The following is a 25,275-nucleotide window of genomic DNA, read 5'->3' on the forward strand; positions in this document are numbered from 1 at the left end:
GAAAATGTAGTCGATAAAAAAATTTTATCCTAGTTTTATATAAAGTAGCTCTTTCAAATCATCTATGACTATGTCTGCTTTTTGTAATTCCGTCTCCTGCGCAAAGTCAAAGCGTACGCCCACTGAGAGCAACTGATTGTCTTGAGCTGCCTGAATATCAGAAGAACGATCACCAACAACTGCCCCGCGTTGAATGGCATTTTCCTCGATTACCTTTTTCACTAAATCAGATTTATGACCGCTCGAAATGGACTGAATACTATATGTACCTTTAATAAAGCGCTGTAATTGATAGGTTTCTACTATTGCTTGTAAATATTCAGTTTGTCCATTACTGGCTATGAATAAATCATAGTTTTCTGCCAAAGTAGCAAGTGTTTGCTCTGCATTTGGATACAATGCGCCCTGGCGATTACGTACTTGCTCAATAAGTTTAACATGGAATAATGCATTGCTTTCTTCGCGTGTCTCTAATGTGTGCATTGGGCATAACGTTTCCCAGACAACAGGTAATGGAACACCCATAATTTCTCGGTATTTCTCTATCGGTGTTTCTCCCTGCCACATGCCCTTTGCACGTAACACATCGAACGTTGCCGATAGTGCTGGCTCTAATATTAGGTTTGTTTGAAATAAAGTACCATCCATATCAAAAATAATAGCTTTTTTCATAAAATCACCCCTTCTACTATTATCAACGTTTTCATTAGAAGGAGTGTTGCAACTATAAGACATCAAAAAACTCCATATGCATTTTTTCCTTCTTATAATAATCCAATCGATCCTGTAAGGTCCCTGTATGAAATTCGAATTTATGACCGTCTGGATCCGTGAAGTAAATCGATTTTTTATCCCGCACATCTCTTTGTCTGCCTTCTAGAATATTGACATTAAGTTGGATTAGCTTTTCATACATTTTGTCATAATCGTCCTCCTGGATAGAAAACGCTATATGTGTATAGGATTGATGTATTTCATTGCGTGGAATATCCTGTTCTACATTCAGGGCAAGCCACAGCCCATTTACATCAAAATAGGCTGTACTTTTCCCCTTCACTAGTAATTTTGCGTCAAAAACCTTTTCATAGAATGCAATGGATTTTTCAAGATTTGAAACTGAAAATAATAAATGATTTATGTTTTGGATTGTCATGCGTGTGCCTCCAACTTTGAAATCGCTGATAAAAGTGTGATTCTCGCCGATAACCTTTAACCCTCATATCAAGTTTCGTTTAATTTGATTTTTTTCCTTTCTTCCCCTTCGCAATTTGCTTTGATTTGCGTTGCTCATTTAGTTTTGCCTGTGCATTTGCTTTTCGTTCAATAAAAGCAAGCTCTCTTTGCAATTTAAAGTAGCTTTGGAGACGTGATTGTTCAAGCACACCATCTGTAATGGCTTGCTGTACAGCACAATGTGGCTCCTTCTTATGTGTGCAATCCCTGTAATGACAGGCTGTAGAAAGTTCCTCAATATCCTTAAAACTAGAGGATAAGCTGTCACTCTCCCATAATTGTAACTCTCGCATTCCGGGTGTATCAATTAAACAACCACCACCTGGCAATAAAACTAATTCACGATGTGTTGTTGTATGGCGCCCCTTCGCATCATCTTCACGAATACCCGAAACCTTCATAAGCTCCTCGCCACTTATTGCATTAGTCAATGTGGATTTCCCTGCGCCAGAAGAGCCAAGTAATGCTCCTGTCACACCTTCCGTAAATAACACACGAATATCTTCTAAGCCCTCACCTGACAGAGCACTAGTCACAAAAATATCCACACCAAACGCTACAGATTCAACCTCACGTATTTTACTAGAAACATCTTCACAGAGATCAGCCTTCGTCAATACAATGATTGGCTTTGCTCCTGAATCCCACGCTGCAACTAAATAGCGTTCTAAACGGCGAATATTAAAGTCGGCATTTAAGCTCATCACTAGAAGCACGATATCAACATTCGATGCTACAATCTGCTCTTGTACTTCCCCCCCGGCGGCCTTGCGGGAAAAGACTGATTTTCGTGTAAACAATTTATGAATAATGGCCTTTTCCTCACCAGGCATTTTCTCAACTAGCACCCAATCCCCAACCGCTGGGTAATCCTCACGTGCTAATGATGTATACGCATAATGTCCAGCAATCGTTGCCAGCCACTCTCCTTCTTCAGCCAATACACGATAGGAATGCTTATGTTCTAATGTCACCCTAGCCGGTACACAATTCGCTAGCTTAGCCTCCTGTTTAAATCCAGTCATTTGCTCTTCAAAATATGTTGAAAATCCTAAAGTTGTTAAATTCAATTTGTTTTCCTCCTAAATATGCATATCATTTGTAATCAATTTTGAAAATAAACACAAAAAAACCATGTCTCTGCGCAATTCGGCAGTTACAAGGTTCACAGGCACATTTAAGAGAATATACAAATCACCACAATTGTGATTTAAATACAATGCGTGGTCAATTTATATAATTTAGGCGTGTGAAATTGAACAAACCGAATTGCAGTTCGTTAAAAGCGGCTCTATTCATCATGTCACATCACCTACTTCCGATTTATTTATTCTAATGTAGCAAAATATTCTGAAATTGTCAATTATAAGATTTCTTTTCAAAAGTTCCATCACCATAACGTCTGGGTTATTCTGTTCCGACCGTCGCTTATCTGAGAGCGGCCGATTTGCCTCTTCTGTAATAGGAGTTAGCCGCAAAGGCGTCAATCGATACAGGACACTATATGCTTTTAGCCTTCTTCCCTCTATTGTCTCACTCTGGGTGATTCCAAAGGAGTTGCCAATCCTCCACGCCAATCATATTCTTTTGATGATGAAACTTTAAAAATAGAAATCCTTTTTTCAAAAATCTAAAAAGAGATTACTTAATAAAAAGACAAGTTGACTTTTAACAGGGCATCCCTTTAGAGGACTTTGTACATAATAGATTACTAATACGTTGAACATCTTTCAACAATATACTCGACAAAAGTCTTTCAAATAATAAAAAACTCATAAATTAAAAATGTCCAATAAAGAGATTATCAAAATATGATCCAACAAAAGTTGATTTGGGCACCATTATAAAATGTGTTATCGTAAAAAAACAATTATTAAAGAGGCTTTATAAAGAACTATCTACTAAATATTTAAAACATCTTAACCATTTATAAACAACCATGTTATACTGTAATATACTTACATAATTACTAATATTGTAAAAAATACACTCCCTTACTTACAGACATTTTATAAAGAAAGGAGAAAAATATGAACACTACTTCCCAAAAAGAAATTATGGATTGTGCATCTAATTGGATTATTGAGTCTTTTTTCAATCAGCAATTACAAGATACTGCCATTGAATACATACAATATAAATTCAATCAACCTTTAAGTTTCTCAAAACTAACTGAAATACACTACAACGTTTTTAGAAATGTACATAATAAAAAAGAATTAATAGAAATTCAAACCATTGTAGAACTTATTCTTTTATCAGCTGATATATTGGATGATATTCAAGATAATGATGCTTCGTGTAATCCTTGGAGTAATAAAACCCTTAGTTGTAATTTAAATATTCTACTTGGGTATTTGTTTATAGCTTTCCAAAGAATACACTCTATTGATTGTTCTGATGATGTAAAAATTTTCTTACATAACATTATATACCCATCACTACTTGATGCAATTAATGGGCAACACGCTGATTTAATTAATGACCTTACTACTGAACAAGAGTATTTTGACATGACAGCATTAAAATCAGGGTCTCTCATTTTATTGGCAAATTTACTTGGTGCCGGAAATGTATGCCCAACAACATTTGAAAAAATAAAAGAATACTCATATTATCTCGGCATTATTGCACAAGTAAGAAACGATGTGAATGATGTATTATACACGAAACATAAAAATGATATGAAAGGTAAAAAGAAGACACTTCCTATTTTATATTATCTACACATACAAGATCCGAGGTTTGCATCAATAAAGGAATATTATAATAAAAATGTCTCCTTTGAAGAATTGCTTGATAGTGAACGTCAAACATTACAGCTTTGTATCGATAATGGTGGTGCAATAACATACTGTAAAGTTGTTGAGCAAATATATCTTAAGAAGTTTAAGGATTGTATATATTCTTTAGATATCCCTACTAAGCATAAACATTTACTTCTTACTATCAACGTTTAGAAGTTATTTTGAAGTCCAAGAGATTGAAGCTGGTAGAATAGAAGTATTTGCGCTTTCAAGCGATTTCAGAGTATCCGTAATTATTTTAATTTCATCTGCGGATACCATATTCACCAATTTTTCTTGCCCGACATTACTCGAATTATTTAATAAAAAATGAACTAAATCCATTAACATTTACATTACATCCTTTCAACTATATGTTATTTGTTCTTAAAAACACTATTAATGACAGGAAGCGAAATTATGGTTTTTTAAAAAGTCTTTTTAGTCTTATGTGGTCTATTTATAATTTTACATTTTTATTTATTTTCATTAATGCTCAACCCATATATGGGTATAAATATTTCTAGTAATTCATCTGGTGACTATATAATAACCCAGATTAATAAAAACGATGGATGGGTACGTCATACAGCCGTTTCACCCGGTGATATTATTACAAAGGTTGACGGACAGGCAATCTCTGATGTCTCTATAAACAGTGGCAGCGAAGTAGAAATTACAGATGGTAAATTCACGCAAATATTTGCTATTCCAAAGTTTGAAACAAGACAAACTATTGAAGAACTAATTATTACAAGTATTTTTTCTATACTAGCACTAGTTTTATCAATATTAATGGTTAAATCTCCGAATGCAGTAAATCGATATTTCATTGGATTCTTGTTATCAGCTGCTTTGAGTTTATTTGCTTCGACCGAGTCTGGAAGGGGAGATATTATTGCTAATATCATCATCGCTACTTTTCTGCCACTTGGATCATTGTTTTTAGTTTTATTTATCTTTGCTCTTCTTCATGACAAAGGAATTATTCAGCAACAATCATCTATGTGGTTTAAATTTAATAAAGTTTTATGCACAATTGTCATATTAATCAGAATATCAAATTTATTATATCAAGGACCTATTTCAGCAATTAGTGCAAATTTAATTTTATTTTACTTCTGCGCAAACGTTTTTTTTGTGATTAGCTTATTATGCTATTACTACATAAAAAACACATCTCACGATGGCAAGATTATCCTAAAATGGTTAGTATGGATTAATGTCCTTGCATTCACACCATTTATATTGCTGCATGCATTACCTTTTATACTAAATTTACCTTACTTGGATGACTATGCTGTTGTAATTTCTTTATTTATCATCCCTATTGGCTATTTCTACTTAGCTGTTTCTAAACAATTAATTGATTTAGATTTCATTTCACATCAAATTCCTTATTACTTTTTACTTTCACTTTTACCTGCAAGTACCCTTGCTATAATTATTGTTTATGGCAACTTAAATCTTAATTCTAATATTTTATATTTTTTCTTATTAATTTTTGTAACTGCAAGTATTATTGTTATTTTACTTTTTATCAAAGAGAAAGTGGACTTCATCCTTCGACACCGACTTTGGATGCGGAATGATAGTTTGTCTCAGCAACTTGAATTTTTTATTGAAAAATTATCATCAAGTATGAAAGAAAATGATTTAAAAAATTTGTTTATCAGCCAACTTCAAGAATCATTAGGGCCAAGCATTATTGCTTTTATAACATTTGACTATCTTAAAGACGATTTTCAGTTAGAAGAAATTTCAAGAAACAAACAAGCCATTCACCTTTCTGAAAAATTTAAAGATCTGATGCGTAATCATAAAAATATAGATTTGCTTGAATATCAGGGTTTGTTAGGTATGAGAATTTATACTATCGAATCTACCCATACATATATATGGATTGGCTATAAAAAGAATCAAACCATTTTTAACCTTCATGAAAAAGTATGGTTTATTAATATTGTCAAATATTTAAGGCTCGTATATGAAAACATTTTTGCCGTTGAAAATCTAATTCATTCTATTGAACAAACCAAGCTTCAACAGACACAATCTTCTTCTACGCTATCTCGTTTTTTGTTTCAGCTATCCGAGCAAGAAAGAAAACGTTTAGCAGCTGATCTTCATGATTCTGCTTTACAAGATCAAATTATTTGTTATCGTACACTTGAAAACTTAATAGTTACGAATTTCAATCTTCCGATAGAAACATTGAAGCAATTGAATCAAATAAAGAACGGAATGCAAGATGTCATTCAACAAATTCGAACTACTTGCAATGAGTTACGACCAAATCTAATAGCGGAGGTTGGATTAGCTCTAGCATTAGAAGAATTATGTGCTAAGATGCAGGCGAAAGTTAACTATGAAATAAAATATGATCTTCCTACTAAAATTGAACATTACGATTACAATCTAGAGATTTGCATTTACCGCGTTATTCAAGAGCTTCTCAACAACGCCAATAAACATGCTAAAGCGTCTATCATCTCCCTAAGTTTATGGGAAGATGAAAAAAATATTTATCTTGACTATCGAGACAACGGTAAGGGGTTTACCCCAACTACTACAGCAGCCAATACTACACATACGGGACTAAATGGTATAAAAGAAAGAGTTCATAGTTTTAAAGGAACTATCGTCTTTCTTACAGAAATTGACCATGGTGTAGAAATTCATATAACAATTCCGAGGTGAAAAAATTGATTCACATCCTTTTGGTAGACGATCACCAAATGGTCGGTCTAGGTACTAAAGCTATATTAGAAAATGAACAGGATTTTAAAGTTACCTATCTACACGAATTAGAAGAAGTTTATAACGAATTTGAAACTCGAAATTACGATGTTTACTTATTCGATATTCAAATGCCTAAGTGCTCTGGTATGGATTTAACTAAAAAACTATTAGAAATACAACCTCAAGCTAAAGTCATTTTATATACAGGATTTGATTACTATTCACAATTTAACTCTCTTATGAATTTGAATATTTGTGGGATAGTCAGTAAGACCGTCCCCTATCAAGATTTAATAATGACAATACGTGCAACTTTAAGAGGGTATGTGTTATTACCTTTAGACTTAGTAAAACAATATAAACTATCTTCTCACTCGAACGAGGATTTAAATGCATTACTCACTCAGAAAGAATTATTAATTCTTCAAGATTTGGTAAAGGGATATAGTAATCAAGAAATTGCTGATCAATTGTATATGAGTACACGTGCAATTGAATATAACTTAACTAAAATTTATAAAAAATTAGACGTCACTTCACGTACAGAAGCTGTATCAGAGGTACTACGTTTAAAAATTTTGAAACAGTAAATTTCCAAAATATTTTCTAACCTGATTCATAAAGGTTTACATCCTAATGGGTTGGCTCTGTTTTAAAATCGCTTTTTTTACAGTAATAGACTGTAAAATAGTAAAAAATGATATTAAAAGAAAAGCAATAAAAGCTAAAAAAGGAATTGTTACAAAGCCCAGCCAATTTATATATGTTCCAGTACATTCAGATTCTAAAGAACAAAACGATGTAATAGAAGTTTTTTGTATTAAATAATGATAGAAGGAAAGGCAAGCTCCTGGGATGGAAAACATTAAAATATATTTTTTTGAAATTCTATCTCGCTCATTTAAACTTAAACCTAAAATAATGACTAATGGATACATTAATATTCTTTGATACCAACATAATTCACAGGGGATGAAATTTTTCACTTCACTAAAATACAGACTTGACAGTGTAGCGGTAAGCGATACTAACCAAGTAATTAAAATTAGGCTCTTTTCTTTCATAGGATTCTATACCTCAATATTTAATATTTAGTGGATAATATTTCAATTGTTTTATCTAACTTCTGTAAACCAATATATTTATCAATCTCTTTCCCGTTTTCTGTTATTAAAAGAGTCGGCGTTTCTTTTACATTAAATTTTTTAGCAATATCCCTTATCGTCATTTGATCACAATCTAAATAATAAACTTGAGCATTAGTTTTACCTATTGCTTCGTTTAATATTGGATTAAACTCTCTACAAGCTTGACAGGTAGCTCTTCCAAAGAAAAACGTAGCTGTACCTTGCTTTTGGATTATTTCTTCAAACTGTTCGGCATTCAGTTCTTCGTATAAAACGGTAGCTTTAGTAGTATTAAAGTTTTTAAAAAAGAATACGCATGAGCCAACTAAAATTAACAAAGTAATTATCAATGTTAGTCTACTTTTCAATATTCTATACCTCCATCTTTTTCATTTTATTCAATCCTATAAATTGAATAATTACACTGCAGCATATTAATAAGATAAAAGGATATAATAACTCACTAAGTGAAAGCATTAACAAGTTCTTAGGCTCTAAATATAAAAATGGAAGTTTCTTATATAAATTATTCTCATTAAAGAATGAATTAAAAATCGGAACTAGGATAAATAAAGATACTATACATGTCATTAATGTTTCCACGGTTTTTTTAAAGAAAACACTTAAGCACTGAGAGAAAGAACTGTAAAAAATCAGGATTACTAAATATATGATAAATCTCTCAACTATCCAATTAACATCTATTAACTTTGGAAATGCTATGAAAAATGATACCATTCCAAAAAAAAAGGATACGAAAAATATTCCAATATATTTTACGAATTGAAATACATAGAAACTCTCTCGTGAAATATTGCTTAAAAGAATGGAACGTATAATACCTGATTCAATTAATCTAGGCATTTCTGTAGCTGCTAATACTACAGTCGTCAAAGTAATTATGACTAATAAAATAGCCTCATCAATAATTTCAGCATTTATAGTCCTTGTCACAAATGGAGCAGTAATAACTGCTAAAAAAAAGAGATAGAAAAAAAAACTAACTTTATATCTCCCCCATTCACTGCCAATTAATCTGGATCCGTTCATGCTATTTCCCCTTTTTTAATGAAGAATTGTTTCAATTGTCTTGAAACATTGTTAACCTCATAAAATTCTATTTTTCTGTCTACTAATATTTTTAGAAATTCTGGTAATGCTGATCGTTCGATATCAACTATTATTTTGTCAGGCTCTAACGTAATGTTATATCTCGTTATATCTCCTAACTTATTCTCAATAAATATCTTTTGATTCTCTTTGATTGAAATTTCAAAGGTTGATATACTTTGCACGTTCCAATTAATATCCTTAATAATAGAACCATTTTCTAAAACAATAATTCTATCTGACAGTTCTTCTAACTCTTCCAACAGATGGCTTGATACAAGCAATGTCTTGCCCTGTGAAGAAAGATCTTGAAGAAGTTCTTTTATTTCTTCTTTTGCTACAGGGTCTAATCCATTAAAAGGTTCATCTAAGATTAATAATGAAGCATCTGTTATTAACACACGAGCAATAGCCAGTTTCTGTTTCATCCCTAAAGAGTAATTACGAAACTTTTTCCCCCTGGCATCAAACAATTGAACAAATTTTAAAGCCTCATGAATTTTTTCCTTATTATTAATACCATCTAATTTTGCAAAATAACTTAAATTTCCCTCCCCAGATAAATGCGGAAAAAAGCTCGGAGTTTCAATAATGGCTTTTGTTTCATTTAAAAGTTCAATTCTATTTTTGTTTGTCATTAGTTGTCCTCGCCAAAAAACCTCCCCTTCATAATTAGGTATTAATCCTAAAATAACTTTCATGAAGGTGCTTTTTCCTGCACCATTTGATCCTATTAACCCAATAAATTCTGAAGAATGTAACGTAATATTAATATTCGACAGAGCTGCTTTATTCGAATAGTTTTTGGACACGTTTTTAAGTTCTAACATTAAGACCCCTCCCTATCTTTTAATTAGTTTAATTTTAAAAAGGTCGTCTCCCTGAACTCTTATACTTTTTACTGATTTCTCTATATTTACTTTTGTACCTTCTTCATAAATAATATGATTTTCCATATGCTTCGGTGCTCGTTTTTGAATATCTTTATATAGTTCATCATTGAATGTTTCTTTTGACAATTCTTTACTTTCTCCAGTAAGCTGAGAAACATCTCCATTGCCTGCAATAGCTACTACAGCATATGTCCCATTTAACTTTAGTTCTTCAACAGAATAGGTTCCATTTTGAAGTACTACCTCTTCATCAGTCTCGAATCCAACCCTTACGTTATCTTTATTTATTAAAAACACCCCAACCGTTACAAAAGCAATAATAATAAATACAACTAAAAAAATTTTAGAGAAATTGTTCTTCACTAATTCCAACCCTTTCTAATTTTTGTTCATCCAAATCGATGATCTCATCACAAATATCTAGCAACAGTGGATCATGGGTTGCAATAAGTACTATTTTGTTATTCTTCTTCGCTAACTGTTTAATGCTTTCTATTAAAGAAATAGTAGATTTAATATCTAAACCAGTAGAAGGTTCATCTAATAAATATATATCTCTCTCCACTTTCATAGAGCGTAGTAATAATATCTTATTTTTTTGGCCAAAAGATATATTTTTTCCATCTAACTCAACAACAAAATTATCTGGATAATCCAGCTTAAAATCTACTGTTTCTTCTGAAACAATACTTTGAGATTTTTCACTGAATACATTAAAATCATAATTATTTTTGACTGTATTGTTGTAAATGTAATATTCAGGCGTATATAGCATGACTCTATTAATCATCCAATTACTTTCTACCGTTTCAAACTCATCATGATTATTGATTATTATTTTTCCAGAAGTAGGTTCAACAATTCCCGTAATTATTTTCATCAGAGACGTCTTACCACTTCCGTTATTACCCTTTAATCCAACAATATTGCCAGCTTTTAGATTGACACTAATTCTTTCTAAAACTACCTTTTCTTCATACTTTAAAGAAATGTCTTTTAACTGAAGATCCCTAATTGGTTCATCCAGTAGGTAATTTGCTAATTCAGATTTTTCTTTAGAAACCTCATTTGAATTTACTCTATACTGTAAATATTCAATAGCCACTTTACTTTTTTGATATTCCCAAAACGCATTGAAAATATTTTTTGATTCATTAGCTAGAATAAACACCAAAAATAATCCAAATAAAAATAACGGTGCTGTTACATTTAGATTTAACATAAAGGATAAAATATAAAATGAGAAACCGCCGATTATTATCAAATATACAAATATATCTTGCCAAAGCATTAATTTTGATTCAGCAACTTTTAAGTCATTTTTCACATTAGAATATCTATTTATTCCACTCCCTAAATAATCAATAGCATCTGGTTGCTTTTGGAATATTTTTATATCTAACAAGGAGTTTAGTAATTGTGTCACTGTGTTACTAAATTGATTTACTTCCATTACAAAATGTTTTTGGAACAAGTAATTTTTTTTATAAGCTATTAAAATGGCAATACTAAAACATGTAAATGCTATTAAAGAAAATACTGCCATATATAAATTAATGAATGTTAATGAGACAAAAAAACAGACTAACACAATGAATTGAATTTTAAAGTAAAATTTTTGTATGATTCCTGGAACTGACATTATAATATTCCAAAAGTAACCTAGTAAGTAACTGTTGCTTTTTACTGAGAAATCATTATCTTTTAGTATTCCTTGGAAATAATCTGTTACCATTTTTTCCTGCATACTATGTTCTATTTTATTTCTTATTTTCAGATTTCCGATATTAATGATGAAATATAGTATTAACAATGAGATGGAAATAATCAACATTAGCCCTAAATCAAGATTTGATATTTTCTCTATTTGAAATACCATTATGTATTGGAAACCTAAAATGATTAAGATAGGTATAAATAGCTTTAAAACAGTAAATACAATAACTTTAAGTTTATCAACGATTGGTATTTCCTTGATAATTTCATCAGAAAATTGTTTTAAGTTAGATTTATTTTCTTGAATATTTGGTACTTCTAAGTTTCTTATCTTTTCAATCAGTACAACGTAACCGCTAAAAGTCTCTTTAAATTGCTCTATTTTTATATTTTCTATTCCTGATTTAGCAGGATTAGAAATAATAATATTTTCATTAGATATTTGGTGTACCACTATATAATGTGGTAAGCCGTTGTTTGAAATTGTAGCTATAAAGGGAGTAGAAATTGTCAAGATCTCATCTAGATCGAGTACTTCATAAGCTTCAGTTATGACTGAAAATTTTTCAAATACATTAATTAGATCTAATAATGATAACCCTTGATTAATTTCTTCTGTTATACAGCTCCGAATGTTAGTAGTTGTAACTTTTTTTAGCCCGAGCTGCTGTAATATAGTTCTCATTACCGCTATTCCACAATCATTTTGTTGATTTTGCATAGTATGGTAATACATTTTCACATCACATCCTTTATAATCAATCTCTAAAGAAAAGCTATTGGCCATATTGCAAGAATATAACCAATAGCTTTTGCTCATATTAACCCCAACAAATTAATCCCCAACCTACACATACCCATCCAGCTTTTACTTTTTTAGCTTCTGTTTTTGAAAGTTTGTTCATTTGACACGCCTCCTTTCTACTAGAAAAAATTAATCACTAGCTACTAAATATGTACTATTCATTTGTAGTTAATGACTATATACAAAATATACCATCATCTATCTAACCTGACACCGAAGATTCCTCACAAATAAACCGCATACTAATTTAGTAATTCCCGCAATCCCCACAATATTTACTAGACTAGAAAATACAGAGACATCGTAAACCTCCATAAAATATATCAATTTTCACCTTGGAGTAATTGCTTCCGATCTTCAATTACAATTTTTGAATCATGTATCCCCTCCCTCCCTGCATACAATGAACAAGACCACTATTTGCAAAGGAGATGTCAAATTGTCAAAGATCACTTCTATCAGTACATACCAACCACCGTACACATTACAACAGACAAATGCGGAGGAGCTAACGAAGGAGCTTTTTCATGCAAAAATCCCTAAATTAGAGCGCTACTTAAAAGTTTTTGAGAATGGTGGTATTGAAACACGCCATTTTTGTGTGCCACCAGAATGGCACCGTACGAATCATTCCTTTGAAGAGCGCAACGATTTATATATTGAGCTAGCTACACAATACAGTGTTGAGGTCATCCAAGCCTGTTTACAAAATGAAGCATTTTTACACTCACCGATTTCTCCTAAAGATATTGATGCCATTATTTTTGTGAGTAGCACAGGCATTTCCACACCAAGTATTGATGCACGGGTTATGAATCAACTTCCTTTTTCAGACAGACTTAAGCGGATTCCACTTTGGGGACTTGGCTGCGCTGGTGGTGCAGCTGGTGTTAGTAGAGCCTATGATTTTTGTCGTGCTCATCCGGAAGCAAAAGTTCTTGTTGTTTGTGTCGAGCTTTGTAGTCTAACCTTTCAGCCAAATGACTTTTCAAAAAGTAATTTAATTGGTGCCTCTCTTTTTGCGGATGGCGCAGCATGTATACTCGTCTGTGGAGATGAGGTGAATATCGCAGTCAAAAAATCAACACCTACTATTATAGGAACTGGCTCTAAGTGGATGCCAGATTCTGAAAATGTTATGGGCTGGAATATTAAAAATAATGGCCTACATGTCGTTTTTCAGAAAAGTATTCCTGCCATCATCACCAATTGGCTCGGCCCATTCATTGAACAATTTTTATTGGAACATGAACTGTACAGTGAACAGCTTAACCATTTTATTGCACATCCTGGCGGTAAAAAAGTATTAACAGCCTATGAAGATACGCTTTATTTAGCTTCCCAAAAAACCGACATTTCTCGGGAAATATTAAAATATCATGGAAATATGTCGTCTCCTACGGTGCTATATGTATTGGAGCAATTTATGTTAAACGAAGGACAAGTAGAGGATACTGGTTTGCTCGTCGCTCTCGGCCCTGGCTTCTGTGCTGAAGCTGTATTACTTAAATGGAGGGAGTAGCATGATGATTTACATTATTTTGATCCTCGTCATTCTACAAAGATTGACAGAAGTTTTCATTGCAAAACGCAATGAAAAATGGATGCTCTCACAAGGGGCATATGAAGTTGGTTCTTCTCATTATCCATATATGGTTACTTTGCACGCCGCTTTTTTCTTGTTTTTAATCATTGAAGTAGTCACTAACCATAAAAGTGTATCGCCTTTATTTCCGTTATTATTCTTATTATTTATTGCCGTTCAAGCATTACGCATTTGGTGTATTCGTTCATTAGGGTCTTTTTGGAATACGAAAATACTCATATTGCCTGATGCAGAAGTTGTACGGAAAGGCCCTTATACATTTATGCGTCACCCAAATTACGCAGTTGTTTGCTTAGAAATTATTCTTCTGCCTATAATGTTTCAAGCATATTTTACAGCATTCTGCTTTACACTTTTAAATGTAACAATGCTATCTGTACGCATTCCAATTGAAGAAAAAGCTTTACGAGATGCGACAAATTATAATCATGTATTTCACAAGAAGATTTCGGAATCCTAGCCGAAATCTTCTTTGTTATATTAATGCCATTCCCAATTGAACGGATCTTGTAAACCTTCCCATGAGTTATTAAACTCATCTTCCGTTAATAAACATTTATCCAATTCTTTTATAATCGTCTCTCTATCTAAATCAACACCAATAATAACGAGCTGTGTCATGCGATCTCCAAATTCCTCATCCCAATCCTCTACTACCTCAGGGCTTTGCAAGAAAACATCTTGCTGCTGTTCTTTTAGCAAAGCGGCTACCCAATAAGAAACCGGTTCTATTTTTGCCGATGAACCTGCCTGTGATAGTAATAATGCAACATCCTGATGTTTCGCACTCCAAATAATACCCTTTGCTCGGACAATCGATTCGGGCATATGATCACACCATTCTACAAATCGCATTGGATGGAATGGTCTTCTACGCTTATATACGAAAGAAGAAATGCCGTACTCCTCCGTTTCAGGTGTATGATTTTCATGACCAAGCTCTAATTCCTTTAACCAGCCAGCAGATTCTGATACCCGTTCAAAATCAAAGCGTCCAGTATTTAAAATCTCAGCCGGCTCTATTACACCGTCAACTGTACGAATTAGCTTGGCTTCAGGCTGTAAGGCACGTAAAATGCGCTCTAATCTTTCAAGCTCTTCATCTGATACTAAATCACATTTGTTTAATACAAGGACATCACAAAACTCGATTTGGTCAATGAGTAAGTCAGCAACATCCCGTTCATCTAATTCGCCAACTGCCTCCTTACGCTCTAAAAGGCTTTCACCTGACTGAAAATCATGCCAAAAACGATTCGCATCTACAACAGTCACCATCGTATCAAGCTGACAAAACTTTGTTAAATCAATACCAAGCTCCTCGTCTAAATAGCTAAATGTTTGGGCAACAGGTATTGGCTCGCTAATCCCTGTCGACTCAATTAAAATATAATCAATAGTACCTAGCCTCGCGAGACGCTCCACCTCCTGCAATAAATCCTCGCGTAACGTGCAGCAAATGCAACCATTCGATAACTCCACAAATTTTTCCTCTGTTCGTGAAATGCCGCTTCCATTTGCAATTAGTTCTGCATCGATATTAATTTCACTCATATCATTGACGATTACAGCAACACGCATATCTTTTTCATTTTGTAAAACGTGATTCATCATTGTTGTCTTACCAGAACCTAAATAACCACTTAACACTGTAACGGGAATTTTCTTTGTCATTTTTACAACTCCTTAAATCGTAATAATTACTATTTACAGTTTGTAATTAAAACATAGTATCCTGCAAAATGCAACGTTGAACATTTTGTAGAAATACGATATTGACATATTTCATTAAAAATAATAACATTTAAAGCGTAATTATTACGATTTAAAAGGAGGGCATTTTATGCGTGTACAAGTGACTTTAGCCTGTACAGAAACAGGTGATAAAAACTATATTACGACGAAAAATAAACGAAATAATCCTGAGAGGTTGGAGCTAAAAAAATATTCCCCACGTTTGAAAAGAGTTACATTGCACAGAGAAACGAAGTAACAAATTACATCTAGTTACGGTCTTATATAGAACCCCTAATAACATAAAAATGACTGTTTCAAAAGTGACTTTACTGACTTTTGAAACAGCCTATTTAACACGGGATAAAAAATTGTTATATCTCCTTTCAACAACCTACTTTAGACAGTTTTATTAGTATTTATTTCTATAGTCAGCTCGTTCAATTTGTGCTCCATGTCATCAAGCACACGTAATTTATGATTTAACTGCTCTTCAAAATCCATTGATTGAGTCAAAACCTTATTTACTTGAACATCTAAGTGTGAAAGAACCTCTGGATTCATCATCGTTTTTTCACTTAAAGAAGAGCTTTGTTTTTTTACATCCGCTAATTCTTGCAATAACTTTTCTATCGTACTGCTTTTTTCCTCTATTTCTTTAGCTAAACGCTTATTAAGATTGTCTGAGTTTGCTTGTTCTAAACGAGATCTTTCAAGTGCTTCAATTATAGTCTCCATTTGTTGGTTTATGTCCCTTGTGAAATCACTCAGCTTATTTTCAAGAACATCAATCGTAGTCTTATAATTAGTGTCTGAATTAACGGAAAGTAATTCATCTTTAGTAACTATTAATGTTTCCTTTAATAGCTTATTTTCTGCACGCAGTTCTTCTAATTCTTTTAATAATGCCTCTATCGACGAAATTTGTTTTTTCTTTTGAATTTCCCTTGCTTTTATATCATCATAGTAAATTTGTGTTTTTTTTTCGAAGTCTCTCTTCAGTTTTAAAAGCTCCATCGAAAGCTCTTTTTTTTGATTTGTTAGTTGGACGTTTTCTCGTTCTAGTCTTAGTACTAGTGAATAATAATCACTCTCTCTGAGCCTGTTAACTTCATTTTTATATTTAGCTAATTCGGCTCTTAAAAAAATGATCATCTGCTGAAGCTGAATAGGATCATTGTTTTTAACAATATCATTATCCACACTTGCACCTCCTATCACGAAAATTTTTTAAGTAAACTAATCACTTCTTCAAATTGCTCCTTACTCTCCTCTAGCATCTCATCTAGCTGCTTAATAATATTCAATTCTAATTCTTCATCGCCAATTTCTTCAGCTTTTCTCTTTTCCCCTGATATTAAATAGGCAATAAGTAGATTCAATGTACTTTTTTCGAGATAGGCAAAGCTATTATTTTCCTCAGTACTATAGTCAGGTAGATTCGTGAGCTGTTCCTTCATAAGTTTATGGATAACACTATCTATTTTTTGATTCATTTTTTCATATTCACTCATTTTCATCCTCCTGTGTTTGACTAATTCCATTAAGATCAATAGGGTTTAAGACAACGACGCCCTCTTCTAGCTGATCACAATATGTAAAACCTATGATACTTCCTGAATAAGATAAATTATGTGACCATTTAATCTGAAAGTTAGAAAATGATAGTGTTTCATTAGGCTCTAACGTTGTTATTCCTATAGGCCTAAGCCAAAATTCTTCCTTGCTTGATTGATCATTGATTCGCTCCCAGCTACTGTTTCCTTTTAAATTTGGTGCAAAATGTTCATAGACATACCTTCCAGAGAAGGAGAATGGAGAGTCTTCAGGTAGTTTTATGCACAGATACGGATTTGTTATAGGTTGATTACCTATATTGCGAATATGATAAGAGCCCAAACATAAGCTCTCCTGATCAGGATCATAAGAGATACTGAACGAGGATGTGAAATAACTAATGACGTTAACACTGTCAGGAATAGTGAGTCCCTCAACCACTTTTTTAATTTCATGAACATAAAAATCAGTTTGCTTTTTTAGTTCATTTATCTTTTCTTCCACACGATCGACGTGAGTCATAATTAGTACCCCCTTGCCAATAGTATTTAATTAAAGCGAATTTACACTAGTTTATATTCATAAAAAAAAAGAGAGGATTACCCTCTCTTTACAATATGATTCTCTTCTATGTGTTAGTACCATTAACCGACAGCTGGGAAAATAGCTGGGCACTGCTGTGGCCGTACTACACCCGGACATGCGAACGGTAATTCTGCTCTTGGCTCGCAGAAAGTTGCTAAGAATTCGACAGTAACTGGGAATGTAGATTGAATACTTTGGCAAACAGATACAGTAATTGTTAATGCAGAAAACGTAATTGTACCTGCTCCAGCTGTTAATGTTCCTGTTGTACACACGAAACAATCTAAATCTGTGAATAAAATTTCTACATCTGTCCCTTTCGGTGCACATAATGTAACTTGTTCACAACGGGAAACTGGAATATTACTGCTTGTGAACATAGTACCATTTGGTAAACAAACAACTATCGTAAGAATAAAATTCTTTTGAATAGTTAGATTTTGAAGACATACAGTTGAACCATCAATGGAGAATTGGCGATTCTCACGGTTCAAGATAACAATAGGATTCGTTGTTGCTGGAACTACTTTACATGTAACTACTGCACCCGTTAAATCAGTAGTTGCTGTTACGCCGGGGAAAGCAATTGGTCCAGTAGGAGAAATATCAAATGACATTTCTTTTACAATCCAGTCAAATACCTTATCGACATTTATACAAATCAATTCCTGCGCCTGGGATGGCATATTCTCTTGCATCCTTTTGACACCTCCATAAATATTTTATCTTTCGTTTGTATCATATGTTTTCCAGCTTTAAGTGCATGGGCTAAAAATTAATTCGTCATGATATTTATTAAAATCAATATGTATGATTTTTGCTTACCTTTAGAAAGAAGTAAAATGTTTATAAGGATCGGTATATTTGTAACAGAAAGTAATTATTTTTAATAAAATATTAATGGACTGAAAGGGGTGAAATCCAATGGAAGATTCAAAATTGTACTCTAATCAAGACATTGAAAAATTAAAGCAAAAAATCGAAGCCTATAGGTCAACGTTGACTTCATTAAAAATGGGGACTTCAATGGGAGATTACCTATTTATGAAAAAGGATTTTGATGGGATTAAAACGCAAATCGCACATTTAGAAGGGCTAACCGAAACAATAGATGATAAGCAAAGCTCACAAATTAAAGGCTACGAGGAGCAGATAAAGTTTCTATCGATGCAAATTGAATCTTTGAATCAAACGATTGAGGAAACGAATCAAGAAATATTAATGGTTTTAAATAAATTACTTACGATTGAAGATGCTGAAGCTCCAACTACTACACCTAATACTGAAAACACTTCTAATTTTATGGGTAACAGTGCACAAAGACATCCGAGAATCGAACCGACAACGAACAAATCGGTGACTACATCAAAACAGCCATCTTATAAAATGCTACAAAATCTAGCAGGTAAAGCAACAAATATGCAATTAGATATACACAATGGCATACCTTCTGATCGCAATGAAAATCAGAGAAATAAGCCCGAAGAACGCCACTTTAATCAACAATACTTTCAATCTGTAAATACACATCCAAGCCAAATATATAATGGTTTATACAGAAATACAACCACAGAATCCACCTTCCATTTTAAAAACGCTACGAACGCACAAGAAATTCCAATTAGTGTTTATGAACCTCATACATTACCGCCTGCCGAAATCCATAATTCCACTGTTATCGACCTTAATGCAGAAAATCCAGCTAATTACGGAGAACCCAATAACACTGTCACTATAGATGAAATGAACTCTGTATTAACAAATGAGCCTGCCTATTTTGAAGCATCTGAAACGGTTAATGAGCCCGTCATTCCTGAAGCATCTGAAGTAGTTAATGAACCTGTCATTCCTGAAGCATCTGAAGTAGTTAATGAACCTGTCATTCCTGAAACACCTGAAGTAGTTAATGAACCTGTTTTTCTTGAAGCACCTGAAATGGTTAATGAGCCTGTTATTCCTGAAGCACCTGAAGTGGTTAATGAACCCGTTTTTCTTGAAGCATCTAAAGTAGTTAATGCACAAGTCGACATGAATAAATCCTCAAGTGACGAAATTGAAATCTTTGAAGCTAGGGCCGAGGAAGAACATGAAACCCAAGTACAAATTGAAGAAGTAAACAAGCAACCCGAGCTAAAAGAAGAATCACCTGAAGAAAGCCAGAAAAAAGATAAGGGTTCTTTGTTTTTCAATTTCTTTCGAAAATGGAGTTAGTTTAAAGTTGTGGTGTACAGAGTACAGTTACAATAGAGATTTATACGATAAATCCGTCCAATAAGTATGAAAATACATATTGGACTTTTTTGTGTTCAATTAACAATTTACCTGAAAGTCAAATTCATTAGCGAATACTTGCCATTGACAAAAACTCCTCTAAAGAAACCTCAATATTTTCACATATAGATAATTGCCCTTACCCTATAATCTTAGCCGAATAGAATAATGAAGAAAGGGGGTGTCAAAATGTGTATGAATAATTCAATGTGCGGGAGCGGCTGTGGCTGCGGTAATAAAAATGAGTGTGCTGCACTTGGTCCTTTTGAAGCTATAGACGCTGCATGTATTACTACACCAGCAGCAACAGGCTCTATCATCCCATTCGCATCAGGAACAGTTCCTGTTGTTTTAGTAGCTCTTGGTACTGGTTTAATTGGTACAACAAGTATTGTGGGATTCGGTACATCCATTCCAGGGATAACTCTTACTGGTACTAATATAGACTTAACAGCTGCTGCTGGAACTGAAGCCTTTTCTGTTCCACGTGCAGGTACTATTACATCTATTTCTGCATCCTTGTCTGCAACAGTTGCTGTAACCATTGTAGGATCCGCAACAGTCAGAGCACAAATCTATCGCGCAGTTGCGGGAAGTAATGTTTTCAGCCCTACAACAGCATTTGTTGATTTAGCACCAGCTCTCTCAACAATAGCAGTAGGTACTATTACATTTGGTACTGCAAACGTTACACCAGTGCCAGTAGCTGCTGGTGATCGTTTATTAATGGTGTTCTCCGTTACTACCTCAGGGGTTGCTGCTACTGTTACTGGTAACGCAAGTGCAGGAATCAATATTGTATAAAAAATTTATGTTCGTAAGTTAGATTAAAGCTACCATACAGTATCATTATCCGTGTAACATACGATATTTACTTGAAAACAATTTCAAAAGTAGGCGATTTTCCAAAATCAGAAAATCGCCTACTTTTCACTCTAAAAAAATATTATTTCGCCAAAGCCATTTGAATATGAGCAAGATGATGCTCTCCATGCCAAGCATATAAGGCTACAGCTTTTTCAAGTGTCATCGAACCTGAATCAGGATGATGAAATGCTCGCTGTAATTGGTTTTCTGTTAAGCTTTCCAGCAAATAAACCCAGCGTTCATGCAAGCCTTCAATTATGTTACAGGAGGTTGCGACAGGCATTTCTGAATCCGGAAGCTTTGCCCATTCTACCTCATTGTAAGGTTTAATCGTCGGACTATCCTCTGTCAAAGCTAGCTTAAAACGGATGTAGCTATTCATATGACTATCTGCCATATGGTGGACAAGCTGCATAACCGTCCAGCCATTTTCTCGATAGGATTTTGTTAATGACTGTTCACTCGCACCATTAAGTGCCTCTGCTAGTTGTGTCGGTAATAGACGAATATCTTCTATCCATTCCTTTACTTGCTGCGCTGTCACTACTTCCGGAAATTGAAATTGTCCAATTGGATATCGTAAATCGGTCATGTAGCTATCCTCCATTTCTATTTTCTTACTTTTCATATTACCAATTTTATATTTTTCACGCTATTTGCCTTAATTTTTTTAAGTAAAACCCTCATTTTGTAAGAATTTATTCTTACACAACGAGGGTCATATTATGTGGAATATTAACTTTTTATTTAGTAATATCATAAATTAACGTATCAAAATAGCTTCCATTCGTATAAAGTAATATTGCCCATTCTCCAGGCTTCGGGATTGTCACATTTGAAGGTGCATGAGCATCTGCACCATTAGCAGGTCCACCAAGCCCTATAGTCCAACCACCTACTAAAATAGGATGCACTGTTTTAGAATCTTTATGATACCCGACAATTGTTAACTTGGTATCTTGACCTTCTTCAATTCCCCAAATATGCCACATCCATTTTTGAGTGTTTAAACTCGGCATATCGGCACCGATAACACCCGATTTATTTGCATTACCGATAATACCTCTCTCTCCAAATTTAGCTGCCTTTTGGTCCCAATCAATTGATTTAAAGTCACTTTCTTGCACAAAGTCAGGTAAATCATTTGGCAGAGCAATCGCTTTCTCGCTCATTGTACAGCCTACCAACAATAACAACACTGTTACCATAAGTACCCATCGCCTCATTACTACACTCCCTACAAGTCATAGTTATTTCCTATAAAACGAATGTATCGCACAAATTGTTACAGAGGATCCGAATATTATATTCATTCTATTATTCTATAGATCTCATCACAAATTTAACTAATGACTTTAACGGATGAATAATCGTTACATCTGACTCTATTTCGAATTGCCGTGCAGCCTCAACCATTGAAAGCTGTGCAACTGAAATATGCTGCTGCTCCCCTGCTACATCATGAAGAGTTTGTATAATAGCGTTATTATATGCATCCTTTTTTCCTTGCATAATCAGTTCAAACGTATTGTCGATAACTTTTACTTCAGCATTAATGGATTTTTCATGTGACAAAGCGTATTGCTGAAGTCTGTTCATCGTACCTTCTACGGTTTCAGGATTTGTAAAAAGAATCGTTTGAGGCTTATTTTCTTCACAGATGGTTTCAAAGTAAGGCTCATCTATTTTAATAATGGGAATAGAGAGTTCCAGCTGTTCTTCCTCTAACAATGCAATATAATTAGTGCACGTTATTAAAATGGCATCTATATTACAGCTCTCCATCCATTCAAGTTGCTCTTTCACCTTAAAAGCTAACTCTTCAGCCCCTTTTGAAACTTGTTGTATAAGACCTGGATCCACAAAATGGACTAGCTCTATCTTCTCCATGTTTTGAAATGCCTGTTCTATATACTCAATATTTGAATGATGTGCATGTAAACAACCAAGCTTCTTCCTCAAGACTAGCCCCCCTAATTAGTAAGCTGTTTTTCCATTGTCGCTACAGAAAGAGAGAAGCCGTTACGATTTTCTGCCTTGCCCTCTTTTGTGACAACATAACCCAATGAGCGATACAACTCAATATTTCTTGGTACACTCATACGTACTTTACATCGACTAGTACTCTTTCCATTAGCAAACGCATATTGTTCAAGCTCTTCAATTAATGCTTTAGCCAATCCTTGTCCTTGCTTTTCCGGAATAACAGATAATCTAAAAAAATAAATTCCTTGAGAACTAAGTGTAAACCTTACCATCGCAACTGGTTGCTCATCGATATATCCAATAAAGGCTTGCTCTCCATTTTTCATCGCCTGTTCAATCGATTCAATCGTTTCATTTAGTGCACTTGATGGTGGTGTTGCATGTTCATACTCTATCAATTATGCCTCGGCATAATTGCGTCCGGAATCGGCTTTGTGCTTGCACAAAGAACTCCTTTCCGATTCCGTGACATCCGCCGGAGGCTTTAACTTCTTTCAGCGGGTGTTTGGACACGCACTGAAAGAAGTTAAAGGCCTGTAACATAACGTTATGAATTACTGAAGCATCCTCTGCTTGTGCTAAAATAATGTTCATTTGTCAACACTCCTTTTTGATTAAAAATACGTTATAATGCATTTTTAATCAAAAATAAACCGCATTATCACAAAATAATGCGGTTAGTACTATTAATTTTTATACACAAAGCGAATTGCTTTACTCATTACTGTTGGAACGATTGAAGCATGATTTTCCTCCAACGCTTCATAGAAGGAAATATCCATGATTTTCTGTAATTTACTCGCAATTTGTTGTGCATCATCAACCATAAAGGTTTCCAGTTCCCCCACACCGATGAATAATTTTTCATAAGCAAATGGGCGCTCTTTTATAAATGTTGACGCATAACTGAATAGTTCATGCTCATTCCACCAAATAGAAGGGCTAATCGCTATATAACGTTGGAAGCTTGCTTGATGATGGAATAATTGCCAAAGCGCAAAGTAGCCCGCTAATGAATGCCCGAACAGTGCTTGCTGCTGCATATTTACAGGGAACTGAGCCTGAATACTTGGCTTTAATTCCTGTTCTAAAAATCTACTAAAGTTCTCGGCTCCTCCATGTTTCTCATGACCCTTACCTTTAAATCTTGCAGGATAAATATACGTTTCGGATTGTCCTGTAAAGTCATAAAATCGGCGTTCATGCATATCCGCACCATGCCCAATACCTACAACAATAGTTGGCAATATACCCGTTTTAGGTGCATTGCGACTTTGTAGGCGTACCGCTTCCTTTACAAGATGGAAATATGACGATCCATCTAATACGAATAAGACCGGAAAACCTCCTTCCGGTACTTCTCCATTCGGTACATAGATATTTACCATATAAGTATAATCCGTAAACTTCGATACAATTTGCTGCGTCACATAATCAGGTGCTTTCGCGATCTTCGCTTCTATCATTTGTCGGTCTCCTTCATAACATCATAGCCATAACATACTGGTGTTTTCGTAACCGGATCTTCCATAATACGTGCATTAATATTGAAGACGTTACGCATAACATCTTCACATAAAATTTCCTCAGGCGTGCCAGTTTTCATTACAGCCCCCTGTCGCATGGCGATTAAGTGATCGGAATATCGTGCTGCGTGATTAATATCGTGCAATACCATAACAATCGTACAACGATGCTGCTCGTTTAAATTTTTCACAATTTCTAGTACCTCTAACTGATGTGCCATATCTAGATAAGTCGTCGGTTCGTCTAATAATAAAATATTTGTTTCTTGGGCTAAGGCCATTGCAAGCCATACACGTTGGCGTTGACCTCCAGAAAGCTGAGCAAGCTCCCGGTTACGATACTCATTGGTATTTGTAACCGTTAAGGCCCATTCAATCATTTCCTCATCTTTATTTGTTAAGCGATTAACACTATTTCGATGCGGATAACGACCATAGGCAATAAGTTCCTCAACCTTTAACTGACCTGGTGCAATAGGCGTCTGTGACAAGATAGCTAGCTTTTTCGCGATTTCCTTCGTCGATAAATTTTGCATGTTTTGGTCCTGTAAATAAACCGTTCCCTGCTGCTTCTTTAATATACGGCCAATTGTTTTTAATAATGTTGATTTTCCACATCCATTGGGCCCTATAATGGTCGTAATCTTTCCCTCTTCTATCGTTAAATTCAAGCCTTCAAACACACGAACCTGCTCATAGCCAGAAGATAAATTTTCCATTCTAAATGCAGT

30 protein-coding genes are annotated in these 25,275 nt (G+C 34.1%); 8 read left to right on the forward strand and 22 right to left on the reverse strand.

Going from position 1 to position 25,275, the window contains the following annotated elements:
• Positions 1 to 24: 24 nt before the first annotated feature.
• From FJQ98_RS24380 to rsgA, 3 genes are all read right to left on the reverse strand, one after another.
• Positions 25 to 672, reverse strand: coding sequence for an HAD hydrolase-like protein (locus tag FJQ98_RS24380; RefSeq protein ID WP_053593903.1), 648 nt, complete (start codon positions 670 to 672; stop codon positions 25 to 27).
• 52 nt (positions 673 to 724) lie between these two features.
• Positions 725 to 1,153: a FosM family fosfomycin resistance protein gene (fosM, locus tag FJQ98_RS24385; protein ID WP_053593902.1), complete on the reverse strand. Its 429-nt coding sequence runs from the start codon at positions 1,151 to 1,153 to the stop codon at positions 725 to 727.
• A 79-nt stretch (positions 1,154 to 1,232) separates the two neighbouring features.
• Complete coding sequence (gene rsgA, locus FJQ98_RS24390; protein WP_053593901.1) at positions 1,233 to 2,303, reverse strand: ribosome small subunit-dependent GTPase A; 1,071 nt, start codon at positions 2,301 to 2,303, stop codon at positions 1,233 to 1,235.
• Between the two features lie 960 nt (positions 2,304 to 3,263).
• Here rsgA and FJQ98_RS24395 point away from each other — a divergent pair.
• Complete coding sequence (locus FJQ98_RS24395; protein ID WP_053593900.1) at positions 3,264 to 4,193, forward strand: polyprenyl synthetase family protein; 930 nt, start codon at positions 3,264 to 3,266, stop codon at positions 4,191 to 4,193.
• Positions 4,194 to 4,196: 3 nt separating this feature from the next.
• Here the strand turns inward: FJQ98_RS24395 and FJQ98_RS24400 are convergent, their stop codons facing one another.
• On the reverse strand, positions 4,197 to 4,370 hold the full coding sequence (locus FJQ98_RS24400; RefSeq protein ID WP_198926860.1) for a hypothetical protein: 174 nt from the start codon (positions 4,368 to 4,370) through the stop codon (positions 4,197 to 4,199).
• Positions 4,371 to 4,526: 156 nt separating this feature from the next.
• On the opposite strand from FJQ98_RS24400, the gene FJQ98_RS24405 reads away from it, so the two are divergent.
• On the forward strand, positions 4,527 to 6,719 hold the full coding sequence (locus FJQ98_RS24405) for a sensor histidine kinase (protein ID WP_246494251.1): 2,193 nt from the start codon (positions 4,527 to 4,529) through the stop codon (positions 6,717 to 6,719).
• Between the two features lie 5 nt (positions 6,720 to 6,724).
• On the forward strand, positions 6,725 to 7,351 hold the full coding sequence (locus FJQ98_RS24410; protein WP_053593898.1) for a response regulator: 627 nt from the start codon (positions 6,725 to 6,727) through the stop codon (positions 7,349 to 7,351).
• 36 nt (positions 7,352 to 7,387) lie between these two features.
• On the opposite strand, the gene FJQ98_RS24415 is transcribed toward FJQ98_RS24410, so the two are convergent.
• From FJQ98_RS24415 to FJQ98_RS24440, 6 genes are read right to left on the reverse strand one after another with little or no spacing between them, the layout of a single operon-like run.
• Entirely contained in the window at positions 7,388 to 7,825 is a 438-nt protein-coding gene (locus FJQ98_RS24415) for a disulfide oxidoreductase (RefSeq protein ID WP_075807209.1), read from the reverse strand.
• 20 nt (positions 7,826 to 7,845) lie between these two features.
• Positions 7,846 to 8,256 (reverse strand): thioredoxin family protein, encoded by a 411-nt coding sequence (locus tag FJQ98_RS24420; protein WP_053593896.1) that lies wholly within the window; start codon positions 8,254 to 8,256, stop codon positions 7,846 to 7,848.
• A 4-nt stretch (positions 8,257 to 8,260) separates the two neighbouring features.
• A complete protein-coding gene (locus tag FJQ98_RS24425; protein ID WP_053593895.1) occupies positions 8,261 to 8,938 on the reverse strand; it encodes an ABC transporter permease in 678 nt (225 codons plus the stop codon).
• Positions 8,935 to 9,828, reverse strand: a complete 894-nt coding sequence (locus FJQ98_RS24430) for an ABC transporter ATP-binding protein (RefSeq protein ID WP_053593894.1) — start codon at positions 9,826 to 9,828, stop codon at positions 8,935 to 8,937. Before FJQ98_RS24430 ends, FJQ98_RS24425 begins: the two co-directional genes overlap by 4 nt.
• Before the next feature lie 12 nt (positions 9,829 to 9,840).
• Positions 9,841 to 10,254: a hypothetical protein gene (locus FJQ98_RS24435; protein ID WP_053593893.1), complete on the reverse strand. Its 414-nt coding sequence runs from the start codon at positions 10,252 to 10,254 to the stop codon at positions 9,841 to 9,843.
• Entirely contained in the window at positions 10,235 to 12,427 is a 2,193-nt protein-coding gene (locus tag FJQ98_RS24440) for a cysteine peptidase family C39 domain-containing protein (RefSeq protein ID WP_053593892.1), read from the reverse strand. The genes FJQ98_RS24435 and FJQ98_RS24440 overlap by 20 nt, the downstream gene beginning before the upstream one ends.
• A gap of 424 nt (positions 12,428 to 12,851) precedes the next feature.
• Between FJQ98_RS24440 and FJQ98_RS24445 the strand changes: the two genes are divergently transcribed.
• Both FJQ98_RS24445 and FJQ98_RS24450 read left to right on the forward strand, forming a co-directional pair.
• Positions 12,852 to 13,934 carry a type III polyketide synthase gene (locus FJQ98_RS24445; protein WP_053593891.1) on the forward strand — a complete coding sequence of 361 codons (1,083 nt, stop codon included), beginning with the start codon at positions 12,852 to 12,854 and terminating at the stop codon, positions 13,932 to 13,934.
• Position 13,935: 1 nt separating this feature from the next.
• Complete coding sequence (locus FJQ98_RS24450; protein WP_053593890.1) at positions 13,936 to 14,478, forward strand: isoprenylcysteine carboxyl methyltransferase family protein; 543 nt, start codon at positions 13,936 to 13,938, stop codon at positions 14,476 to 14,478.
• 20 nt (positions 14,479 to 14,498) lie between these two features.
• On the opposite strand, the gene FJQ98_RS24455 is transcribed toward FJQ98_RS24450, so the two are convergent.
• Positions 14,499 to 15,692 carry a GTP-binding protein gene (locus FJQ98_RS24455; RefSeq protein ID WP_053593889.1) on the reverse strand — a complete coding sequence of 398 codons (1,194 nt, stop codon included), beginning with the start codon at positions 15,690 to 15,692 and terminating at the stop codon, positions 14,499 to 14,501.
• A 169-nt stretch (positions 15,693 to 15,861) separates the two neighbouring features.
• Between FJQ98_RS24455 and rpmG the strand changes: the two genes are divergently transcribed.
• Positions 15,862 to 16,011, forward strand: a complete 150-nt coding sequence (gene rpmG, locus FJQ98_RS24460) for a 50S ribosomal protein L33 (protein ID WP_004231780.1) — start codon at positions 15,862 to 15,864, stop codon at positions 16,009 to 16,011.
• A 140-nt stretch (positions 16,012 to 16,151) separates the two neighbouring features.
• Here the strand turns inward: rpmG and FJQ98_RS24465 are convergent, their stop codons facing one another.
• From FJQ98_RS24465 to FJQ98_RS24480, 4 genes are all read right to left on the reverse strand, one after another.
• On the reverse strand, positions 16,152 to 16,955 hold the full coding sequence (locus FJQ98_RS24465; protein ID WP_053593888.1) for a coiled-coil domain-containing protein: 804 nt from the start codon (positions 16,953 to 16,955) through the stop codon (positions 16,152 to 16,154).
• Positions 16,956 to 16,969: 14 nt separating this feature from the next.
• Complete coding sequence (locus tag FJQ98_RS24470; protein WP_053593887.1) at positions 16,970 to 17,266, reverse strand: hypothetical protein; 297 nt, start codon at positions 17,264 to 17,266, stop codon at positions 16,970 to 16,972.
• Positions 17,259 to 17,831: a hypothetical protein gene (locus tag FJQ98_RS24475; protein WP_053593886.1), complete on the reverse strand. Its 573-nt coding sequence runs from the start codon at positions 17,829 to 17,831 to the stop codon at positions 17,259 to 17,261. The genes FJQ98_RS24470 and FJQ98_RS24475 overlap by 8 nt, the downstream gene beginning before the upstream one ends.
• Positions 17,832 to 17,953: 122 nt before the next feature.
• The gene (locus FJQ98_RS24480) at positions 17,954 to 18,592 is read right to left on the reverse strand and encodes a BMQ_0737 family morphogenetic spore coat protein (protein WP_053593885.1); all 639 of its coding nucleotides are present in this window, start codon (positions 18,590 to 18,592) and stop codon (positions 17,954 to 17,956) included.
• A 226-nt stretch (positions 18,593 to 18,818) separates the two neighbouring features.
• Between FJQ98_RS24480 and FJQ98_RS24485 the strand changes: the two genes are divergently transcribed.
• Entirely contained in the window at positions 18,819 to 20,105 is a 1,287-nt protein-coding gene (locus FJQ98_RS24485) for a hypothetical protein (protein ID WP_053593884.1), read from the forward strand.
• A 249-nt stretch (positions 20,106 to 20,354) separates the two neighbouring features.
• Positions 20,355 to 20,969, forward strand: a complete 615-nt coding sequence (locus FJQ98_RS24490) for an exosporium glycoprotein BclB-related protein (protein WP_053593883.1) — start codon at positions 20,355 to 20,357, stop codon at positions 20,967 to 20,969.
• A gap of 142 nt (positions 20,970 to 21,111) precedes the next feature.
• Here FJQ98_RS24490 and FJQ98_RS24495 read toward each other — a convergent pair whose 3' ends face one another.
• From FJQ98_RS24495 to FJQ98_RS24525, 7 genes are all read right to left on the reverse strand, one after another.
• Positions 21,112 to 21,624, reverse strand: a complete 513-nt coding sequence (locus tag FJQ98_RS24495) for a YfiT family bacillithiol transferase (protein WP_053593882.1) — start codon at positions 21,622 to 21,624, stop codon at positions 21,112 to 21,114.
• A gap of 151 nt (positions 21,625 to 21,775) precedes the next feature.
• Positions 21,776 to 22,258 carry a hypothetical protein gene (locus FJQ98_RS24500; protein WP_053593881.1) on the reverse strand — a complete coding sequence of 161 codons (483 nt, stop codon included), beginning with the start codon at positions 22,256 to 22,258 and terminating at the stop codon, positions 21,776 to 21,778.
• Positions 22,259 to 22,349: 91 nt separating this feature from the next.
• On the reverse strand, positions 22,350 to 22,994 hold the full coding sequence (locus tag FJQ98_RS24505; protein WP_053593880.1) for an aspartate/glutamate racemase family protein: 645 nt from the start codon (positions 22,992 to 22,994) through the stop codon (positions 22,350 to 22,352).
• Positions 22,995 to 23,005: 11 nt separating this feature from the next.
• Positions 23,006 to 23,416 carry a GNAT family N-acetyltransferase gene (locus FJQ98_RS24510; protein ID WP_241774528.1) on the reverse strand — a complete coding sequence of 137 codons (411 nt, stop codon included), beginning with the start codon at positions 23,414 to 23,416 and terminating at the stop codon, positions 23,006 to 23,008.
• Complete coding sequence (locus FJQ98_RS24515; RefSeq protein ID WP_082339995.1) at positions 23,403 to 23,612, reverse strand: hypothetical protein; 210 nt, start codon at positions 23,610 to 23,612, stop codon at positions 23,403 to 23,405. Before FJQ98_RS24515 ends, FJQ98_RS24510 begins: the two co-directional genes overlap by 14 nt.
• 92 nt (positions 23,613 to 23,704) lie before the next feature.
• Complete coding sequence (locus FJQ98_RS24520) at positions 23,705 to 24,484, reverse strand: alpha/beta hydrolase (protein ID WP_053593879.1); 780 nt, start codon at positions 24,482 to 24,484, stop codon at positions 23,705 to 23,707.
• Positions 24,481 to 25,263 (reverse strand): ABC transporter ATP-binding protein, encoded by a 783-nt coding sequence (locus FJQ98_RS24525; RefSeq protein ID WP_053594035.1) that lies wholly within the window; start codon positions 25,261 to 25,263, stop codon positions 24,481 to 24,483. The genes FJQ98_RS24520 and FJQ98_RS24525 overlap by 4 nt, the downstream gene beginning before the upstream one ends.
• Positions 25,264 to 25,275 lie beyond the last annotated feature (12 nt).

The organism is Lysinibacillus agricola, assembly GCF_016638705.1.
GTDB classification, from domain to species: Bacteria; Bacillota; Bacilli; order Bacillales_A; family Planococcaceae; genus Lysinibacillus; species Lysinibacillus agricola.

What these genes read in the sequence shown, in the direction of transcription:
- FJQ98_RS24400 (WP_198926860.1), bottom strand. Translation starts at nt 4,370, where the DNA reads ATGTTAATGGATTTAGTTCATTTTTTATTAAATAATTCGAGTAATGTC.
- FJQ98_RS24395 (WP_053593900.1), top strand. Translation starts at nt 3,264, where the DNA reads ATGAACACTACTTCCCAAAAAGAAATTATGGATTGTGCATCTAATTGG.
- FJQ98_RS24440 (WP_053593892.1), bottom strand. Translation starts at nt 12,427, where the DNA reads ATGAGCAAAAGCTATTGGTTATATTCTTGCAATATGGCCAATAGCTTT.
- FJQ98_RS24495 (WP_053593882.1), bottom strand. Translation starts at nt 21,624, where the DNA reads ATGACCGATTTACGATATCCAATTGGACAATTTCAATTTCCGGAAGTA.
- FJQ98_RS24415 (WP_075807209.1), bottom strand. Translation starts at nt 7,825, where the DNA reads ATGAAAGAAAAGAGCCTAATTTTAATTACTTGGTTAGTATCGCTTACC.
- FJQ98_RS24450 (WP_053593890.1), top strand. Translation starts at nt 13,936, where the DNA reads ATGATGATTTACATTATTTTGATCCTCGTCATTCTACAAAGATTGACA.
- FJQ98_RS24515 (WP_082339995.1), bottom strand. Translation starts at nt 23,612, where the DNA reads ATGAACATTATTTTAGCACAAGCAGAGGATGCTTCAGTAATTCATAAC.
- FJQ98_RS24430 (WP_053593894.1), bottom strand. Translation starts at nt 9,828, where the DNA reads ATGTTAGAACTTAAAAACGTGTCCAAAAACTATTCGAATAAAGCAGCT.
- FJQ98_RS24475 (WP_053593886.1), bottom strand. Translation starts at nt 17,831, where the DNA reads ATGACTCACGTCGATCGTGTGGAAGAAAAGATAAATGAACTAAAAAAG.
- FJQ98_RS24485 (WP_053593884.1), top strand. Translation starts at nt 18,819, where the DNA reads ATGGAAGATTCAAAATTGTACTCTAATCAAGACATTGAAAAATTAAAG.
- FJQ98_RS24525 (WP_053594035.1), bottom strand. Translation starts at nt 25,263, where the DNA reads ATGGAAAATTTATCTTCTGGCTATGAGCAGGTTCGTGTGTTTGAAGGC.
- FJQ98_RS24480 (WP_053593885.1), bottom strand. Translation starts at nt 18,592, where the DNA reads ATGCAAGAGAATATGCCATCCCAGGCGCAGGAATTGATTTGTATAAAT.
- FJQ98_RS24425 (WP_053593895.1), bottom strand. Translation starts at nt 8,938, where the DNA reads ATGAACGGATCCAGATTAATTGGCAGTGAATGGGGGAGATATAAAGTT.
- rpmG (WP_004231780.1), top strand. Translation starts at nt 15,862, where the DNA reads ATGCGTGTACAAGTGACTTTAGCCTGTACAGAAACAGGTGATAAAAAC.
- FJQ98_RS24500 (WP_053593881.1), bottom strand. Translation starts at nt 22,258, where the DNA reads ATGAGGCGATGGGTACTTATGGTAACAGTGTTGTTATTGTTGGTAGGC.
- FJQ98_RS24380 (WP_053593903.1), bottom strand. Translation starts at nt 672, where the DNA reads ATGAAAAAAGCTATTATTTTTGATATGGATGGTACTTTATTTCAAACA.
- FJQ98_RS24405 (WP_246494251.1), top strand. Translation starts at nt 4,527, where the DNA reads ATGGGTATAAATATTTCTAGTAATTCATCTGGTGACTATATAATAACC.
- FJQ98_RS24520 (WP_053593879.1), bottom strand. Translation starts at nt 24,484, where the DNA reads ATGATAGAAGCGAAGATCGCGAAAGCACCTGATTATGTGACGCAGCAA.
- fosM (WP_053593902.1), bottom strand. Translation starts at nt 1,153, where the DNA reads ATGACAATCCAAAACATAAATCATTTATTATTTTCAGTTTCAAATCTT.
- FJQ98_RS24470 (WP_053593887.1), bottom strand. Translation starts at nt 17,266, where the DNA reads ATGAGTGAATATGAAAAAATGAATCAAAAAATAGATAGTGTTATCCAT.
- FJQ98_RS24490 (WP_053593883.1), top strand. Translation starts at nt 20,355, where the DNA reads ATGTGTATGAATAATTCAATGTGCGGGAGCGGCTGTGGCTGCGGTAAT.
- FJQ98_RS24455 (WP_053593889.1), bottom strand. Translation starts at nt 15,692, where the DNA reads ATGACAAAGAAAATTCCCGTTACAGTGTTAAGTGGTTATTTAGGTTCT.